Below are 19195 nucleotides of genomic sequence, written 5' to 3'. Positions count from 1 at the left end.
TTTTACTAATTTAATCCTAAATCACTTAAAATACTATCTAACGTTGCACCTTTGTAAGTAGTTTTAGGTTTTGGCGCTTTATTGACAGTTGGGTTTTGTAAGCCAAAGTTTTTAATGATGTAGTCCATATCCTTTTTATCTATTACTTTATCGAAGTTGATGTCTGCTGTTGCTTTATTTGTACCCCAGTATGTTTGTATTGTTAAAGCATCTAGAATGTCGATCACATCATCTTTATTTACATCGCCAGCTGCTGTTGTTGGAAATACAAGATTATATCTTTTTCCTAGTGTTTCTCCACGTACTTCTTCTGATAAAAGCACTTGTCTGTTCATTGTAAAATGGCCAGGGACATCGACTTTGTAAGTATAAGCTTTTTGATCAGCTTTCATTCCTTCTGCGCTGTATTGACCACTTTTGTTTATGATTGGTTGTACCGTTGTTTTTCCATCATATGAAGTTATCGTTACTTTTGCTCCAATTTTACTTTGATCAATAGTAGAATTTGTTTTACCTGTTGTAGGATTTATTGTACCTTCTAATTTTAATATTCCATCTAGTTTTGAATAAGCTTGCTTAATCTTGTAAGTCTCCATAAACGTATAGACATTATTTGTTTCAACGTTCGATTGGTCAATCGTAGATGAGTTCATTAGATGCCAATAAAATGGTATCCCATTTGAATATTTCTCTGCTGTTTTCAAGTCGAAATTAAATAATTGTATATCTTCTGGTAAAGCTTGAGTTCCAGAGTAAGTAAATGTAAATGTATAAAGTTGAAGTGCGCCTGAAGGTGTTGAAGACACCGAAACTTGCGCATCACCATACTGCTTTACAGCTTCATTTACAACTACCTTTTGAATTGTTGCAAGGTTTGGATCTACTTGTAAATTTATTTTTGTTGTTTTTAAGTTTTTCATATTATTTGAACGAACACTGTAGTTTACTGTATCTCCTGTTGTGACAATCTCTTTATTGGCTTTTAAGTAGAAATATGGTAAATTTTGATCTACAAATGCAACTCTTAACATGTTTGTAGCGTTGCTTGTAAAGTTTTTTGCTGCATCAAAACCATAAAACTTAACTTCGATAGGTGTAGTACGCTTTTTCACTAAAATTTGATCTGAATAGTTTCCATCTTTATCTGTTTTAATTGTAGGTGATGGTCTCTCACTGTCATAAAACGTTACAATTGAGTTATTAGATTGATTTAATGGTAGACCTAAACGGCTTGCTTCATCAGTTTCCGGATCATTTAAATTGATGTTAAAGTCGTATAAAAATTCACCTTTTGAATCAAATTGACTATCTTTATATTCAATTACTTTTTGATCTAAATGATCAAAGCTAGTCGTCATATTTGGTGCTCCTTGGTCAAATATGAAATCAGCAGTCTTTGTGAAAGACTTACCTTTTTCATTCGTACCAACCAGTTTTAATTTGTATTGACCTGCTTTTGCATAAACAGGTTCACTACTAATCGGGGCTTTTGCATCGCCTGTAAAAGGATAGTACAGAGAATTAAACCCTCTTCCAACAAAATAGTCTTGATTTTCATTCAATATAATTGGTGTAAATGAACCAATTAAACCAATGTCTTCCCCTGTTATTGCATCTTGTAACACTAAATCTAATGTTTTCATATGTGACTTCAATGAATAATTAAACGATAATTGTGGGTATGCATTTTCTGGCCAGTTTGTATCTACACCAAACACTGGATTATAAATATTTAAATAGTCGATTCCTTCATTAACTACACGGCCACCAAATGGAATTTGATAGTTTTCCGTTGGATCCTCTGTATTTGTAAATGTAATGAACCCTTCATACGTTCCTTTTTCCGCTGTTTTTGGAATCGTTAAGTTAAACTTGATGTTTTTTTGGCTAATTCCATTTAATTTAACAGAAGTCGGCCCAGTCAAAGTAACATTATTCTCTGCTGCATCTTTAGACCCTCTTAAACCAGTTTGGAATTTCACATCCACTTTAAACGTTTTTACTTTTTCACTACGATTTTTTAATGTAATTTTGCGAGAATCCGTAATATCTTGATCATTAAAACCATATGATCCGAAGCTAATGCCACCTGTTAATTCTTCGATTGATTTTTGTTTTCCATTAATGATCATTGGCGTTTGATCTACTACTTCTAATTCTACATTCGAATGAATAGCCTCATAAGCGTCAACGCGTCCACTACCCGCTTCAAATACACTATAAGCTTTTGATAAAGGATCTGCTGTATTCATTAGGATTGATTTAATATCTTCTGGTTGAAGATCTTTATTTGATTGAAGTAATAATGCTGACACACCTGCTACATAAGGTGCTGCCATTGATGTACCTGATAAGCGTGAATAGGCATATTTATAATCTTCAGGTTTTGATCCTTCAACCATTTTATCGTTTATATAAAATGGCACTGTTGATAGAATTGCCACTCCTTGAGCTGTTACTTCAGGTTTAATATCGTAGTTTACTCTAGAAGGACCTCTAGAGCTAAAATTTGCTAGTTCATCAGAAGCAGTTTGTACTTTATGATAATCTCCGAATGTTAAATCATTTTTACCTGCTTTGATAGCAGCTAAAATTAAACTGCCTTCTTCATTCGAAACAGAGAATGAAGGAATCGCATCCATTGACTCGCCTAAATATGTTTGTATTGCTCCTTCCGCTTTGTTAGCTTCATCGTTATACATTAATACGCCAATTGCACCTTTGTCTTTTGCATTTTTGATTTTGTCTATCAATCCAATCGTACCACGCTTAATAAAAGCAATTTTCCCATTTACGTCTTTTCCGTTAAAGTCAGCCGGATTAGCTAGTCCAACATCAACTAATTGATACGTCTTACCTTTTAAAGTTGTTAAATCATCTTTATAATTTCTTGCTAATTGTCTTAAAGTATAGTTTTTTCCATCTTGTACACCCGCATATTGAAAAATATCTAATGCAATGGATGATGCACCAACTGTCAACGCCAATGCTGCAGTTCCAGGTGAACCAAGCGTGTACATTTTATCTCCACTATTCCCCGCAGAAACGACTGTTGTAACGCCACTTAAAACTGCATTATTAACTGCAATTGAAGTAACGTATAATGGATCATTAATTGATGCCCCAAGTGACATATTAATGACATCCATACCGTCCTGTAATGCTTGATCTATTCCCGCAATAATCGCTTCAGTTGTTCCGCTTCCATAAGAACCAAGGACACGATATGCATATAATTCAGCTTCAGGTGCTGCACCTAATGTCTTATATTCACTATCTGATACACCACGCCCACCGATAATTCCCGCAACATGTGTACCATGTTCAGTATAGAATGTACTACCATTACTTATTTCTGGCTTCCCAGATTTTTTCCAATCAGCGTAAGTCGTTTCCATTGGATCATTATCTATATCAACGAAATCATATCCACCTTTATAAGCATCCTTTAAGTCTGGGTGGTTATAATCCATTCCGGTATCCAAAATCCCTACTTTAATTCCTTTTCCAGTAAATCCTTCTGCATGTAAACGATCCAACGCATCATATGGAGTATAGTTTGCAACATTGGCCTCATCAGCTTTAAGTTGTTCATTTTCCTTTGGTGGATCAATTGTAAATGTCTGGTTACTCCAAACTTTTTTAACTGCTTCTGATTTTAATAGACTCTTTATTTGGTTTGCTGGTAGAGTCATAGAGACACCATTAAATGCATGTCTATATGAACGATTTATTTTATAATCTACTTTTTTACTTTTGTTTTCTGTTAAAATTTGATTAACATCTTCCATAAAAGTAGCATGGTCTTGATCAATTAATTTTTCTGCATCAGATATTGATAATGTTTTACCTTCTATACTCGCTTCAATTTGAGCGACTTTAACAGGTTTATTTACAAATTCAATAATGACACTTGTTTCTTTTGATGAATCTAAGTTAATATCAGTAGAAATTTTTGGCCCAGATTCTTCGCTTGTTTTTAGCTGTTTAAGGGCTGCTCTTTGCTCAGAAGTTAAATTTGCTAAAATATCTTCAACATTTCTAGGAGTTGCGGCTTTTGATACGTTCGTAACTTCTCCTAAGGAACCTAGAACAAAGCTGGATGTTAACGCTAAAACACAAAAACTTTTCAATACTTTACTTTTCTTTCTCTTTTTCCCCCATTTGTTTACCTTCTCTCAATCTATTTTTCTAGTCAAAACAGTATTATCTTTAGAAAACCTGTCTTGACCTGATTTTTAAAAAATCAGAATTTTATTGATTCATTTATCCGACAATAATATTCATAATTTTTACTTAATTTTATATTTCCGATAGATTATTGTAAAATACATAATTATTAACCATCGTTAACTACAAGTTAATTTACAAATAAATTTTATTCTTTAGGCAAGCTCCCTCTACTCTTAACCATCCTTTAGAGAAATACAAATAAAAAAACTTCTCCCATAAATGATTGGGAGAAGTTGATAAGAGTATTTATTTTTCTACTCCAAATTATCTAAGTCTAAATAGACTAAAATACTTTCCAAAGTTGCACCCGTAGTCCTTGGTTTTGGATTTTCTTGAACCGGCGAAACTATTTTTCTAGGACTCTTTACATAATAGTTAGTTTTTCTTTTATTTAATCCTAATTGTTTTAAAATACTTTTCAAAGTTGAACACTTGTATATAGTCTTTGGTTTCGGTTCATTTGGAATTTGTTGATCTTTTACATAAACTACTTTAGGGAAATTGAAAACAGCTTTTGCTTTTCCCTTTCTTTTCCTTCTTTTAATCATTTAATCCTAATTGAGTTAAGATACTTTCCAAAGTCGCACCCTTAAAAGTCGTTTTTGGCTTTGGAGCGTTAATTACTGTTGGATTTTGCATTTTAAAGTTCTTTTCTACGAAAGCAATATCCTTTGCATCGACAGTACCATCATAATTAATGTCTGCACTGCGTTTATTTGTTCCCCAGTATGTTTGAATCGCAAGTGCATCCATTATGTCAATCACATTATCTTTATTTACATCCCCAGCAACTGCTGTATCAACAGTTTCTGTGCCTAACGTTTTAAGAATTCCATACATGTTGCCATCCATTGTACTAAAAGCATTCGTAAATTTATTGTACGTTGTAAAGTGTCCAGGAATATCTTGAACAAACGTCAAATCATCACGAGTCAGTGGTAAACCATTTACTAAAAATTGTCCGTTTTTAGCCACTGTACCTGTATATGTTTTTCCAGTACGATCTTGGACTGTTAAAATCCCACCAGCTTTTGAATAGTCTTTAGATAAATCAGTACCACCGTTCTTTAAAAAGGCTTCCGCACGGACTACACCTTTTACAGCAGAGAAGTCTTGGAAAATAACGATTGGTGCAATATACGTAAAAGGATTTGTTACAACATTATCAACACTTGTGATTGTTGTATTCACAAATTCGAAGCTAGACCAACTCTTAATATTATGATTATCTTGAATCTTAATCGTTACATCGACCATTGGAACATCACCAGTTACTTCTTTTGAACCATCAAATGTAACATTAACATCAGATTTTACTTTTGTACCGGTAAGAGCTGTCGTTGTTGTATTTAACTGTCCACCTAAAGCTTGTGCTGCAGGATTTATTTTAATGCTTTCAATAGTTGTATCTAATGTATCTGTAGTGAAATTGTAATTTGCTTGTTTTATTTTGTTCACGTTGTTTGCACTAAGTGTAATTGTAAGCGTGTCTCCAGCATGTGTGTTAACACGGTTTAATCGTGTTTTAACATTCGGTTGACCGTAAACATATGGCGTCGTGTCTTTTACAAAGAAGTATTGTTTTTGACCATAAGTGTTACTTGCTTGGTCACCACCGATAAACCAAATGTTGAATGCTGGATCAGCTGGATTCATTAGAATTTCATCTTTTGCATTTCCGTTTGCATCTAAATCAACTGTATCCGTTAAAAACATACCGCCATAAGCAGCTGCAATTGTATTTTTAGATTGATTAACATTGAAACCAGCAGACTTCATTGTATCGATTGTTGCGTCGTGAATGGTAGCAGTAAATGGAAGTGTTTTTTGACCTTCTTTGTATTCAACAAAAGGATTATCTGCTTTTTCTCCATCTACATGCACATCAAAATTAGTAGGCATTGTATTGTCAATGAATAAATCTTGAGAAATGACAGATGTTTCACCAGCATCGTTATAACCAACAAGTTTAAGCTTATAACGACCTTCTTTTGGTAATACCGCCTTATCTCTAATCATAGTATGACTCTCATTCGTAAACGGGTAATAGTATCCCATGAATGGTACAAATGTGTATTGTTGATTTTCGTTATAATTCATACCATCAAACCAATTTGTAATTCCTAAGTCTTTTCCGGAAGCTGCATCAGTAAGTACTACATCGATCGATTTCATATGAGATTTCAACGAGAATGATGCTGTTAAATAAGGACTCGTTAATGGGCTACCTATATTGTTTCGATCATTCGATAGTGATTGGCGAGAAAGAGTAAAGTCCTTAAATCCTTTTTCGACATAATGTGCACCGAATGGGACTCGGTATGTCTCAGATTTGTCATTGTGATTCGTATAAATAACATATCCTTCGTAGATACCTTTTTCTGCTGAATCTGGAATCGAAATTGTTACATTTTTAGTCACTTTACTTTGCGCGTTTATTTTAATCGATTTGTCTGTTACAACTGTTACGCCATTCTTTTCTGCGTCATTTGAGCCTCTTACATTTGTTTGGAATACAACACTTACATCGAATGTTTTAGATTTATCACTATGGTTTTCAAACGTTACAGAACGAGATTCAGTTGCATCTAAACCAGTAGAATATACATTACCAAAGCTAAGTGCCCCAGTTATTTCTTTGATTTGTTTTTCTCTTCCATTAACAATCATTGGTGTTTTATCTTTCACCTTAATTTCAATAGAAGAATGAATTGCTTGGTAAGGATCCAAACGTCCTGCACCTTGTTCGAATACGCTATACGTTTTGCTTAATGGGTCTGCTGTATTCATTAAGATTGCTTTTACATCTTCTGGTTGTAGATTTGGTTGTGCTTGTAGTAATAATGCTGCAACTCCTGACGTGAATGGAGTTGCCATTGATGTTCCAGACATACGATCATATGCATATTTAAAGTCAGCTGGATTTGCTGGATTATGAATAAATCCTGGAACAGTTGATAATACACTTACACCTGGTGCAGTAACTTCAGGTTTAATATCATAGTTCATGCGAGAAGGTCCTCGAGAACTGAAAGCTGCTAATTCGTCACCTTTTGTTGTAATTGCTCCTAAGTCGCTGAATGTAAATTCTGTTTTGCCATTTGCTATTTGTTGTTTTAGTGCTAGTCCATCTGCCATGGTTAGATTAAATGAAGGAATAAAGTCTACACCTTCAGCTAAATAAAATGGCATGTACCCATCTACGTTATTATAGATAAGGATAGCAGCAGCTCCTTTTAATTTTGCTTGTAAAATTTTATCGTTAATATCAGTCGTTCCGCGTTGTACAAGGACTAATTTACCGGTTACATCTGATTTATAGTCGGTTGCTTGGCCAACCCCTTCGATATTCACAATTTGATAAGTCTTACTGATTAGAGAAGAAATATCGTCTGAATATCCTTTCGCCAATAAACGCATATCAGACTCTAAATTGTCATTATGACCTTTCATTGTCGGGAAATTCATTGGCACATCACTTGCACCTACTGTAAGCGCTAAAGCGGCAGCACCTGGGAATCCTAACGTATACATTTTATCTCCTGAATTGCCAGCAGCAACAACTGCAGTTACACCGTTTAATACCGCATTATTAATTGCAATACTTTCAGCAGCCATCGGATCATTATAGTTAGCGCCTAGTGATAGGTTCATAACATCCATACCATCTGCCACAGCTTTGTCAATTGCTGCGATAATTCCTTCAGCTTGACCACTACCTCCTGGACCAAGCACACGATATACATAAAGCTCAGAATCAGGAGCGATACCAGTAGTTGCATAATCACTATCTGCTGTTCCTTGACCTGCAATCGTCCCCGATACATGTGTTCCGTGTTCTGTCACGTAACTTGCTGCTCCGTTAACTCCTCCTGGTTTACCAGCTTTTACCCAATCCTCATATGTTGTTTCCATTGGGTCGTTATCATTATTTATAAAATCGTATCCGCCTTTAAAGGCAGCTTTTAAATCTGGATGGTTGTAGTCAATACCTGTATCAAGTACAGCGACTTTTATTCCTTTACCTGTGAAACCCTCTTTGTGCAATTCGTTTATTTTAAGGAAGGATCGTTCTGCCGCCATCCCTTGTCCTTTTGCTTCAGTAGAAGTAGTTTCTTGTACAGGTTCATCTAACTTTACAGTTGTGTCACTATAAATTGCTTTAACTGCTGTTGATTTCACTAACTCTGGTATTTTGTTTGCCGGAACTTGTAATGCTACTCCGTTGAATGCGTTTTTATATTGACGTTTTACTTTGTAGGAACCTTTTGCATCATCTTTAAACGTTGACTTTAAAACTTTTTTGAAAGTTGCATGATCACTTTCTACATTGTTTTTGGCTTTTTCAGCAGATAAACTTTGACCATCTACAGCTGCTTCAAGAACAGCAACTTTTTGTGGTTTATTTTTAAACTCTACGATTACTGATACAGTTTTTGAACTGTAAAGGTCTATATCTTCTGATAATTGAAGACCCGTTCCGTTGAACTTATCTAGATTCTTAATCGCTTCACGTTGTTCTGGCGTTAGATTCAAGATTTTTTTAGGATTAATGTTTACATCGGTATTCGCATTAAATTGTGGATTGTCAAGTGGATCTGTACTAAATGGACTTTGAGCTAATACGTTATAAACTTGTCCTTGCGATAATGCAACCCCAACAACCAGAGCCCCAGAAAGAAATTTGCCAAACTTTTTTCTCTTCATATTGCATCTCCTCAACCTTTTTTCTGGGCAAAACATAATTCTACTTTTTGTAAAAAAAGATTTTGCCTACTTTTGATAAAAATCAGAATTTTACCATCTAGTTATTTCGACAATAATATTCATAATTTTTATTTAATTTTATCTTTTCTAAATATTAGTGTAAAATACATAATAGTTATCCATCATTAACTATCGGTTAATATAAGGAGGGAATGCTTTCTATGCATTTTGAACAACTACTTTACATTGCAGAAATAGGAAAACAAGGTTCAATCACAACTGCTGCAGAAAAACTTTGTGTTTCCCCACCAGCTATTAGCAAATCCATTTCCAACTTGGAAAAAGAACTCGGCATTCAAATTTTTACACGATCAAAAAAAGGGATGGTCCCTACACACCAAGGGAAGGCAGTAATCAAGAAAGCATTTGAAGTCATTTTAAAAGTTGATGAATTTAGGGAAGAAGCGAAATTACAAGCACTAGTTAAAACAGAACTAAAAATATCCTGTGTACCAGGGTTGACCTATTGTGCTTTTGACGCTTTAGTCAAACTTCAAACTGATTTTCCTGAAGTGATTGTCGAAATCCAAGAAAAGGAAACATTTCAAGTATTGAGAGATATAAAGAATGGCAAATGTGATATCGGATTACTTATGGCAAATAAAACAGATATACAAAGTGAATTTGATATAGCGAATGAAACATTGGCTTTAGGAAGGCCTTGTATTTGTGTAGGAAAGAATTCTAAATTTGCATTCTATGAGTTTGTAACACCAGAGGATTTACAAAAAGAATGTTTTGTTACAAATATCGGGGAATTTACAAGGAACATAATGAATACCTATTTTTCTAAGAATCAAGTATTAATCCGGACTAACAATATAGAAATCATTAAAAAAGCAATTAAAGAAGGGGTTGGAATTACATTTGCCTATAAAGAAATGCTAACTAAAGATGTCGATGTGCAAAACGGAGAAATCATCATTATACCTTTAAAGAATTGTGAACTGCTTGAAAAACCGGTTAGCTATATTTACGCAAATGATAAACAGCTTACTTCTCCTGCTCGAACATTTTTGAATTATGTACAAGATTTTTGGATTGAATAGAATGTCTGTCGCTAAACTAGATAGGGGAATTTAATTTTACTACTCATGAACCACTCCCATCACTTAGCTAAAGCTTTTAGCCAATTTGACTATTCCAGCTGTATTATAAAATGGGCAGAAAAAAATACAAACCTTTTTGATACATTTAGTTTTCTCGATCTATATGGTTGTGATAGACCTTTCTTTCAAAACTCTAAAGTCTTAAACTTTCTTCCATTTAAAGCTATGCTAAAAAATAATAATGACATAAAGGTTAAATAACCATGGATCTTTTATGAGTCATGGTTATTTTAACACTTCATATTTGTGGTTATGCAAACAACGAACTACCATCTTGTAAAATTTGGTATATTTCTTTCAAACTTTCTATCACATACTACTATTAAAAAGGAGGTTTAATGTGAAAGAAACCATTATTTTTCTCGTTCTATTTTCGTTAACTTTTTTAGTTGTGTATCAACTCAATTTAATTACAGGTTTTCCAAATAAATACGTATTTCTTTCGATTAATTTAGGATGGATTGGCTTAGTCAATATTGATTTTATTTTAATCGTTTTTCTGATTTTTTATTTTGCAGTAAGTATATTGAGACTACGAAAATGAAAATTTTTTTTGAAGATTAATCGTAATCAACAATAGGATCGGAATGATAATCTGCAATGGTACATGTACATATTTAGGGATAATCTCAAAGCCAATCTTTTCATGTTCGAAATATGAACCCGTTCCAAAATATGAAAAAAATAAAATGATTATACCAATAAAAAACGTGATTAGTTGATGGTGCTGAAGATGAAACAGTTCGACTGTTCCTGAAACGGCTCCAAAAAAGAACACAGAAATTTTAATGAACCCAAGAATAACAAACGAAATCACCGCTAGAGATTCTAATCTTGTAAAAAAATCCCCTATATTAATTAACGAAACACTTGAGAGTACTGGAAAATTAGAAGCTTCAATTAAATCAACCCCTAGGTTACCAAGGTGGATAATCGATGAAGTGGCTAAGAATATTCCAGCGGTTACAATCGCGAATGAGCCTACTTTTGTTGACTTATGTGGTCGATCAAAATGGTGCATCAATAGCAGAAACACAACGACTTCACCGAAAGGTAACGAAATCGTTGTCGGGAAAACGGTGTGAAGTACTGGGCTCCAACCATTCTCAAGTACTGGTCTTAGTCGGTCAAGCGAAAAGAATCCTGCGATAAGCTGACAGAACAACAATAAAGTGATAATCGCTGAAGTAAACAAAAAGCAAATCCAAACTGTTCTCGCAAAAGTTGTAAAGCCTTTAATAACAGTGTAAATCAAAAGAAACATCATTAAGATTGTGATTGTGAAGATTGTTGTCATTTCCAAAGCAACCGTACTGATTACTTCAGAGAAATCTCTTAGAACACGAGCCGCGATATAGATACAATAGATGATATAGATCAGACCGACAAATCCACCTAAGTATTTTCCCCAAGCGATTTGCAAAAATTTAATTAATGAACTTGATGGGTCATTGTGATAGATCGCCATATAGATGCGATACAATAGTAATCCACATAATAAGCTAATCAAGATTGCAATCCAAGAATCCTGTTTTGCGGATTTCGCCGGTTCTAAAAACCCCGCGGTGCCGATTAAGAATATTGTCATTAAACTAAACAATTGTTCACTATTAAATTTCATCTTCTTCATAAATTCACCTTGCTTACTCTTTATTAAACAGAGGACTTGCAAGCATACCCTTTCGTCGAATAAATACTTTAGCCTTTACTTCAATATCTGCTTTCGCAAACAGGTCTCTCCACTTATTTTCAACTTTCTTCCATTGTTGCGGATTGTTGATATGAAGCCTATTACCAAAGCCAAATACATCACTTTTATAGTTTTGAGCAGTTAAGATTCCATCACGCATTTGAGCTTCAACAACTTTTCCTGCCTTCTTTTGAATGTTATTTATTTCTTTGAAACTTTCTAAATTACTAGAACAGCCCGTTTCATCTAAAACTGCAAGAAAAGAATTATCGATACGAATAAATGCCTTGTTATTATTTACTTTTACATCTGTTTTAAGTTTCTGCTCTGTTATGCGCAAAGAAATGTATTGATTATGGCCACATGGAACTGCGAGATTTGTTTCTTCTAATTGTTTACGAATCATGAGTAGCGCCCGTGTTTGTTTACCGGATAACCATCCTACAAGTTTACCTTGTCTAAACAAAGCCACTTCATCAATTAATGTTTGAGTAGGCTTTATCGACTCGACATTCTTCAACTCCCCCTTTTCTTGCCGCTCATCAATCAAACTTACACCGCTGATCGCAATATCGGAACCAGTACTGCGTAAATTTTCGCCCAGCTGCAAGATATTAGGATTCACTGATTCCCCAAGAGAAGTTAGATTATTTTTCATTTTTGAAGCCATCTCCATTGATGAAACCTGATCGACAGGTGTAACAGTTCCTAATATTTTTTCCGCAGTTGTATTTTTTGCAACAATGACAGACATGATATTTGAAATTCTCGGCTCCCTTAGAATTGCATCCACAAATTCATTTAACCCATGCTTCGCTGCTTCCTCTCCAACTACTGCAAGTGTGACATGGGAATAGTCCATGATTTTAGTCACTTTTTTATTGGCATTCCTAGCTGCTTCTGAAAGTGTTTTTCCTGTACTTGAATAGATATTGGTTGGAGAGGCTTCCCCTTTACCACCTTCTTGACCTGCTAATTCTTTCGGATTGATAATTTGCATCGTGATTTTATAATTTGAATCTTTCGTCCAATCAACCCCTAATCCCATAACAAATGATTTTTTATTTAATTCTGTATAGTCACTACATCCGCTTACTAATGATAGGAAGCAAAACAAAATTATTGTCAGTTTAAGAATTCGAATCATTTTATTCACCTGGTTTGTTGTTTTTTTGTCTTTTTGCTCTTGATACTTGTGGAATTCGAGATTCTATAATGGTTTTCATATATTTTCTAGGCAAGCGAATGAAAAGATCTTCCTGATCTTTTAGAGAGAAAGGTGAAACTGGTGTTAAATAAGGAACATTAAATGATTCAATATCATTTAAGTGAATGAGCCAAAATAAAAACATTAACGCTATTCCATACAATCCACCTATTCCTGCACTTAAAATAAATAAATACCTAAGTAGTCGCGCAGAATTAGCTATGCTGTAGTAAGGAATGGCAAAACTTGAGATACCTGATATCGCGACTATAATAATCATAGCTGTTGAGATAAATCCTGCTTGTACTACTGCTTGCCCTATCATAAGTGCGCCTACGATCGCAACAGTAGTTGCTAAAACACGAGGGCTTCGGATACTCGCTTCTCTTATTAATTCAAATGCAATCTCCATCATTAAAAGTTCTACAATTGCAGGAAAAGGAACACTCTCTCTCTGTGCTGCTAAACTAACAAGTAAAGGTGTTGGAATCATTGGTGTATGGTGCGTGATTAAAGCTAGGAAAATAGCAGATAGTAAAATCGTGTTTAGAAAAGCACCAAAACGTAATAAACGAATAAAATTACCCACGATATAGCGTTGGTAATAATCATCAGGTGATTGAAAAAACATAGGAAGAGTGGCAGGCAAAACCAATCCAATCGGACTCCCATCTACTAAAATCCCAATCCGACCTTCTAATAAATTGGCTGCTACCACATCCGGTCGTTCCGTGTCCAGTACGGTAGGAAATGGGCTAAGCGAGTTTGACTCAATTAGTGTTTCGATATAGATTGACTCAAGTACACCATTTACTTTTATGTTCTCTATTTTTTGTTTAACTGAATCTAATATAGTATGATCCACTTTATCTTCAATATAGGTAAGTACAATATTAGTATTAGTTGCATCTCCTACTTGTTTCATTTCCATTTTAAAAAGCGGGTTTCTAATTCTATAACGGAGTAATGACATATTCGTTGCAATTGATTCAGTAAAGCTGTCTTTTGGACCACGAATAATTGTTTGACCTGTTGACTCTTGTACTGAACGAAACTGTCCACTCTTTGTATCAACTAAAAGAACCTTTTCAATACGATCAACAAAAACAACTGTGTCTCCACCTAGAATCGCTGTCATGATTTTGTTCCAATTTGCTTCTGGAATTATTTGTGATACCTCAAACGTATTATCTTTTAGGTCATTCCAAAACGATAAATAATGTAGTTCATCAATTTTTTTATGACTCCATTTTGTTAATATTGGATTAACAATATGTAAGCTAATTAAGTCCGTATTCGAAATACCTTGCAAATGAATTATCGCTAATTTCCGTTTGGACGGTTCACCGACTTCGATTTCGCGAATAATTAAATCTGCACAATACTTCAACTCATTTTTTATTTGTTTTAAATTTGTATTTAAATCCGATGACAATTTAAACTGAGCTTTTTGATGTCTTGACTGTCTTTTGATCATTTAAGTGCTCACCATTATTTTCTATTGTTTAATAAGCAATTTTATCCAATTAAAGCTCTACGTATAACAATAATACTGATAAAAAAAGTTGGCATTTAACAATAGTCATGTAATGGTCCCCTGCATGTTAGGTGATTGCTTAAATAAAGAGTAAAAGAGAAGAGTAAGGAGTAGTCTTATCCCCGTTAAGTAGACGATATAAAAAACGACTAAACCGCTGTTATCCTGTATTTTCAGGTGTAACGGTTTAGTCGTTTTTATGAGCGAATATAATATCGATTAGCAATCACTAATGCGTTTCTGTATTTTTTAATAGCAGAAATCTTTCAACATATTGAGAATTCATGCTTTACACAAATGACTTATTCTTCATTTCTAGTAAATTGAAGAGCAAACTGGAAAGTGTAAAAATATTTTATTAAATCTTCTAAATCATTTTTAGCTTTCTCCAATATGACTTCATCTTTATATTCCGAGAATCTTGTGATATATCGATCTAATGTATCGTTTAGCTCGATCATATAATCAGAATTTTTAAGTTTCGCATTCATACGAATTAAGTCTTTTGCAAAAGCTTCACTTAATAATTGAATAGAAGGGATTTCAATTTCTTTTTTGATCGAAACAATTTTTGGCGTATAATCCATTCTGTATGCTTGACCTGGTATTTGCTCCCAAAATTGTTCCCATTCATCGAGCAATCCTGCCTTATAAAGAATCAACTTTAAATATCCACATAACCATGCAGTACAACTCGTATTTCTATTATTACAGCCCTTGCCTTCTTCTAACTCATCGCAAAACTTACAACAAGACCCACCCATTTCAATACAAACCTTACAGATTGATGAAATACCAACGCCATTTAAATACTGATGTCCAAATTGAATCAGTTCTTCTCTTGTCATGAGACGTTCATTTTCATACGTATCCATCACTTTAAGTCCTTTCATTTTTTACTAAAAGAAAGTGTCTTGGCTCTTAGAAAACACTTATATATTGACCTTAGAACAAAATCTAATACGATTATCAACGGTCTAAAAGTCTTGCTATTGTCTTGTCATTTTTCGGTTACCGACTCATTTATTTCTCACACATACTTCTTACATTCTAATATTAGGTTTCTCCCTCTTTATGCACATCACTTTTTGCTTGTATATAAAATTCTACTAATGTGTCAAACCCTTTACGAAATTGCGGATCTTGATAGAACTTGTCGACAAATCCTTCTTCCGATAAACCGATCATCTTTTGTACGATCTCTTTTACACTCTCAGCTGCTCGTTTTTGTATTTCATATTTTAATTTCAAAGGCATACATCAACGCTCCGTTTTTATTGTAGTTCATCTTGCATCTTTTATGAGTTACCACTCATATTACCTTGACTTACGTATGTCATATTAATGCAGTATATCTTTATCTATGAATAACTAATTATTCTTCATTAAATTTATCTAACATACTAATCGTATCAACTAAGTGATTATTAAAAATTTGGCGTGCAACTACTAATAACTCAGAAATAATCGGATCCCTCAGGTAATAAGTAACTTTATTCCCTTCTTTTATGCCATATACAATATTTTTATTTCGTAAAATTGCTAGTTGTTGCGATACAGCCGATCCTTCACTTCCGATTAAATTTTGTAGTTCATTTACATTCCTCTCACCTTCACTAAGGATTTCAAGAATTCGAATTCGAAGTGGGTGGCCGAGTGCTTTAAAAAAATCTGCTTTAAATTGTTGTAGTTCTAAATTCAATTGTGTTCCTCCAAACTTATCTATTTGGTCCATATCCTAATTTCAAACTATTTATCATTTTAATTATACCTATAAAGAGTGTTTTTTTAAAATTTATGATAATTACTCAAAAGAGTTTGTTCTATTTAGATCTACTACTTCATTTTTTTGCTCTTTTAGATTTGGACTAGATAAGCTGGAACACTCTAAAAACGCAAAATGCTTACAGCCTAAACACTTATAATAATTTATATTTAATAATGCATATGAAATGGCCTCACCTGAATGTTCAAAAATATTTTGTTTACCAATCGTATCATACAGTTTTGTACGAATTAGTAACTCTTTTGGTTGAGTTTGAAGACCAGTTAGTAACACAAAAATGCCATTGTCCCTGAGATAATTTACGATATTGGCTAACTTAGCTTCACCTGTTGTATCAATAAAGGGAACCTTACCAAATCTTAAAATTAAAAACTTTGGTTTGTTATCTGATAACTTTAAAATTGTTTTTTCAAATAGATTAGCAGTTCCAAAGAAAATTGACCCTTCAATTGTGACAATACTAATTTGAGGACAATCGTGATCATCATTAACCATATTTGGCATCAATTTTTGATTTTGACGGGTACGATCAGGTAATACTTTTCTAACGATATGAAGTTCTGACATTCTTTTGACAAATAAAATAACTGCAACGATTAGGCCAACCTCAACAGCCGTTGTTAAATTTAGAAAAACAGTTAGTAAAAAAGTTAAGATTAAAATAATCGAGTCACTGGATTTCGTTTTTAAAATATGAATAAACTCATTTCTTTCACTCATGTTCCATGCTACAAGCATTAAAATTGGGGCCATACTTGCTAAAGGAATTTGTGATGCTAATGGTGCAAACATTAATAAAATCATTAAGACGATTACACCATGGATTATTCCCGAGATAGGTGAAATAGCTCCACTCTTTATATTAGTAGCAGTCCTAGCTATTGCACCCGTAGCGGGAATTCCTCCGAAAAAAGGAATAACCATATTAGCAATCCCCTGTCCCATTAACTCTTTATTACTATTGTGTCTACTTCCTGACATACTATCGGCAACTACTGCAGACAATAGTGATTCAATCCCACCAAGCATCGCAATGACAAACGCTGGCCCAATAAGTGTATGGATTTTTTCAAAATTCAGCTCTAATAACTGAAATGCTGGCAACCTACTTGGAATAGCGCCAAATGTGGACTTAATTGTTGGTACTTCCCCTTTAAATAAGAAATAAGCAATTAAACTAGATAAAACCAGACCAATTAATGCTCCAGGGACTTTTGGAAATAGTTTACTAACGATAATAACTGAAATTAAACAGATGATCGCCGTTATGACACTGTAAGTATTTGTTGTAGAAATATGCAGTCCAATTTCTCTCATATTTGAGATGAAATCATCATGCTTGGTAATATTTTGAAGTCCTAAAAAATTACCAATTTGTCCAGTAAAGATAATAACTGCAATCCCTGCTGTAAATCCAATCGTAACAGGACGAGGTATAAATTGTATTAAAAAACCCAATTTGAAGATCCCCATTAATGTGAGAATTACACCTGCTAAAAAGCCTGCAATAAGTAAATTTTCATAACCATAATGAATTACAATTGATAAAAGTATAGGTATAAATGCACCTGTTGGGCCTCCTATTTGAAACTTTGATCCTCCGAAAATAGAGATTAATATCCCTGCAATAATCGTTGTATAAATACCGTATTCTGGTTTTACTCCTGAACTAATCGCAAATGCCATTCCTAAAGGAATTGCAATAATTCCTACGATTATTCCTGAAATTAAATCCTTTCTAAAAGATACTCTATTATAATTTTCAAATCTCCCTCTCCACTTCACTTTTTCGCACCTTCTAGTATATTTGATTATTTGAATATACAAATATTCAATATAATCATAATAACAGTTCTCTTTCTCGTCAAATAAAACTTTTTAATTAGGCATTGTAACTATTTCCCAATTTCCAATGCTACAAAACGAACAAAAAAAAGAACCTCTTCGAAAAAAGGTCCTCTACAATCGTGATTGGAATAAATCTATATTTTTTTTACAAATTCAGATTTTAATTTCATTGCTCCAAATCCTTCAATTTTGCAATCTATATCGTGATCGCCTTCAACAAGACGGATACTTTTTACTTTTGTACCAATTTTAACAACAAGAGAAGATCCTTTTACTTTAAGATCTTTGATGACAGTCACTGAATCACCATCATTTAGAATGTTTCCATTCGCATCTTTTACAACTTTCTTATCTTCCATTTCAGCTTCTTTATCCTGTGTCCATTCATAGCCACATTCAGGACAAACAAATAAATTACCATCATGATAAGTATATTCTGAATTACATTTTGGACAATTTGGTAGATCAGTCATACTTTATTTCCTCCTTAGATATTGCATTGAATCTATGTTTTTGATAAGAATTTTTCTCTTTTACAAACTTTAAAAGAAATTCTTCACCCATTATACTGTCATAGTTTAAACAACCTGGCAACATTTATTTGTGTAAATTTGAATATTTGAATATACTTTTTTTTGAAATTGAAAAAATTAACATTGCTCAATTTAACCACATTGGAAAAGGTATTATTGTTGCAGATTTGACTACTTGTATAAAAGCTATGATTTATATGCAATAACCTATTGTCCATTTTTCCGCTAAAAAAATGTTCAGATCGCCCTATCTAATTTTTCTCAGGGAAAGTAATAACTTAAAACCTCAAAAGAACCACCTATATGATGTGGTCCTAAATATACTTCTAATGTTTTTTATTCCTAAAATTGGTCTTTTGAAATAGATACATTGCTTCTCGCATGTCAGGATCTTTCGTTAAGTAGTTTCGTATAATTGAACAATTAGACTCTCTCTTACTTCAAGCATTATTTCTCGACCGCTGACAGGTTTAACGACTACCTCT

12 protein-coding genes are annotated in these 19195 nt (G+C 33.6%); 2 read left to right on the top strand and 10 right to left on the bottom strand.

Going from position 1 to position 19195, the window contains the following annotated elements; all coding sequences use genetic code 11:
- Positions 1-5: 5 nt before the first annotated feature.
- Together ACSBO6_RS03890 and ACSBO6_RS03885 are read right to left on the bottom strand one after the other, a co-directional pair.
- The gene (locus ACSBO6_RS03890) at positions 6-4133 is read right to left on the bottom strand and encodes a S8 family serine peptidase (RefSeq protein WP_498844194.1); all 4128 of its coding nucleotides are present in this window, start codon (positions 4131-4133) and stop codon (positions 6-8) included.
- A gap of 640 nt (positions 4134-4773) precedes the next feature.
- Entirely contained in the window at positions 4774-8940 is a 4167-nt protein-coding gene (locus tag ACSBO6_RS03885; RefSeq protein WP_180232775.1) for a S8 family serine peptidase, read from the bottom strand.
- Positions 8941-9161: 221 nt separating this feature from the next.
- On the opposite strand from ACSBO6_RS03885, the gene ACSBO6_RS03880 reads away from it, so the two are divergent.
- A complete protein-coding gene (locus ACSBO6_RS03880) occupies positions 9162-10049 on the top strand; it encodes a LysR family transcriptional regulator (protein ID WP_180232773.1) in 888 nt (295 codons plus the stop codon).
- A 400-nt stretch (positions 10050-10449) separates the two neighbouring features.
- Positions 10450-10653, top strand: a complete 204-nt coding sequence (locus tag ACSBO6_RS03875) for a hypothetical protein (protein WP_098843867.1) — start codon at positions 10450-10452, stop codon at positions 10651-10653.
- On the opposite strand, the gene ACSBO6_RS03870 is transcribed toward ACSBO6_RS03875, so the two are convergent.
- From ACSBO6_RS03870 to ACSBO6_RS03835, 8 genes are all read right to left on the bottom strand, one after another.
- On the bottom strand, positions 10642-11739 hold the full coding sequence (locus tag ACSBO6_RS03870) for a GerAB/ArcD/ProY family transporter (protein WP_098843866.1): 1098 nt from the start codon (positions 11737-11739) through the stop codon (positions 10642-10644). The genes ACSBO6_RS03875 and ACSBO6_RS03870 overlap by 12 nt on opposite strands.
- A 13-nt stretch (positions 11740-11752) precedes the next feature.
- Positions 11753-12946 (bottom strand): Ger(x)C family spore germination protein, encoded by a 1194-nt coding sequence (locus tag ACSBO6_RS03865; protein WP_098843865.1) that lies wholly within the window; start codon positions 12944-12946, stop codon positions 11753-11755.
- A 1-nt stretch (position 12947) separates the two neighbouring features.
- Complete coding sequence (locus tag ACSBO6_RS03860; RefSeq protein WP_498844193.1) at positions 12948-14483, bottom strand: spore germination protein; 1536 nt, start codon at positions 14481-14483, stop codon at positions 12948-12950.
- A 362-nt stretch (positions 14484-14845) separates the two neighbouring features.
- Positions 14846-15418, bottom strand: coding sequence for a hypothetical protein (locus ACSBO6_RS03855; protein ID WP_498844192.1), 573 nt, complete (start codon positions 15416-15418; stop codon positions 14846-14848).
- A gap of 181 nt (positions 15419-15599) precedes the next feature.
- Positions 15600-15800 (bottom strand): hypothetical protein, encoded by a 201-nt coding sequence (locus tag ACSBO6_RS03850; protein WP_098843862.1) that lies wholly within the window; start codon positions 15798-15800, stop codon positions 15600-15602.
- A 118-nt stretch (positions 15801-15918) separates the two neighbouring features.
- On the bottom strand, positions 15919-16245 hold the full coding sequence (locus tag ACSBO6_RS03845; protein ID WP_098843861.1) for an ArsR/SmtB family transcription factor: 327 nt from the start codon (positions 16243-16245) through the stop codon (positions 15919-15921).
- A 102-nt stretch (positions 16246-16347) separates the two neighbouring features.
- On the bottom strand, positions 16348-18114 hold the full coding sequence (locus ACSBO6_RS03840) for a SulP family inorganic anion transporter (protein WP_498844191.1): 1767 nt from the start codon (positions 18112-18114) through the stop codon (positions 16348-16350).
- A gap of 197 nt (positions 18115-18311) precedes the next feature.
- Positions 18312-18650 carry a zinc ribbon domain-containing protein YjdM gene (locus ACSBO6_RS03835; protein ID WP_498844190.1) on the bottom strand — a complete coding sequence of 113 codons (339 nt, stop codon included), beginning with the start codon at positions 18648-18650 and terminating at the stop codon, positions 18312-18314.
- Positions 18651-19195: the final 545 nt, after the last annotated feature.

The organism is Bacillus sp. AL-1R, from assembly GCF_052180195.1.
Lineage (GTDB): Bacteria > Bacillota > Bacilli > Bacillales > Bacillaceae_G > Gottfriedia.
Note: the sequence above shows the minus strand (reverse complement) of the source record. Positions and strands in the feature narration are given on the sequence as shown.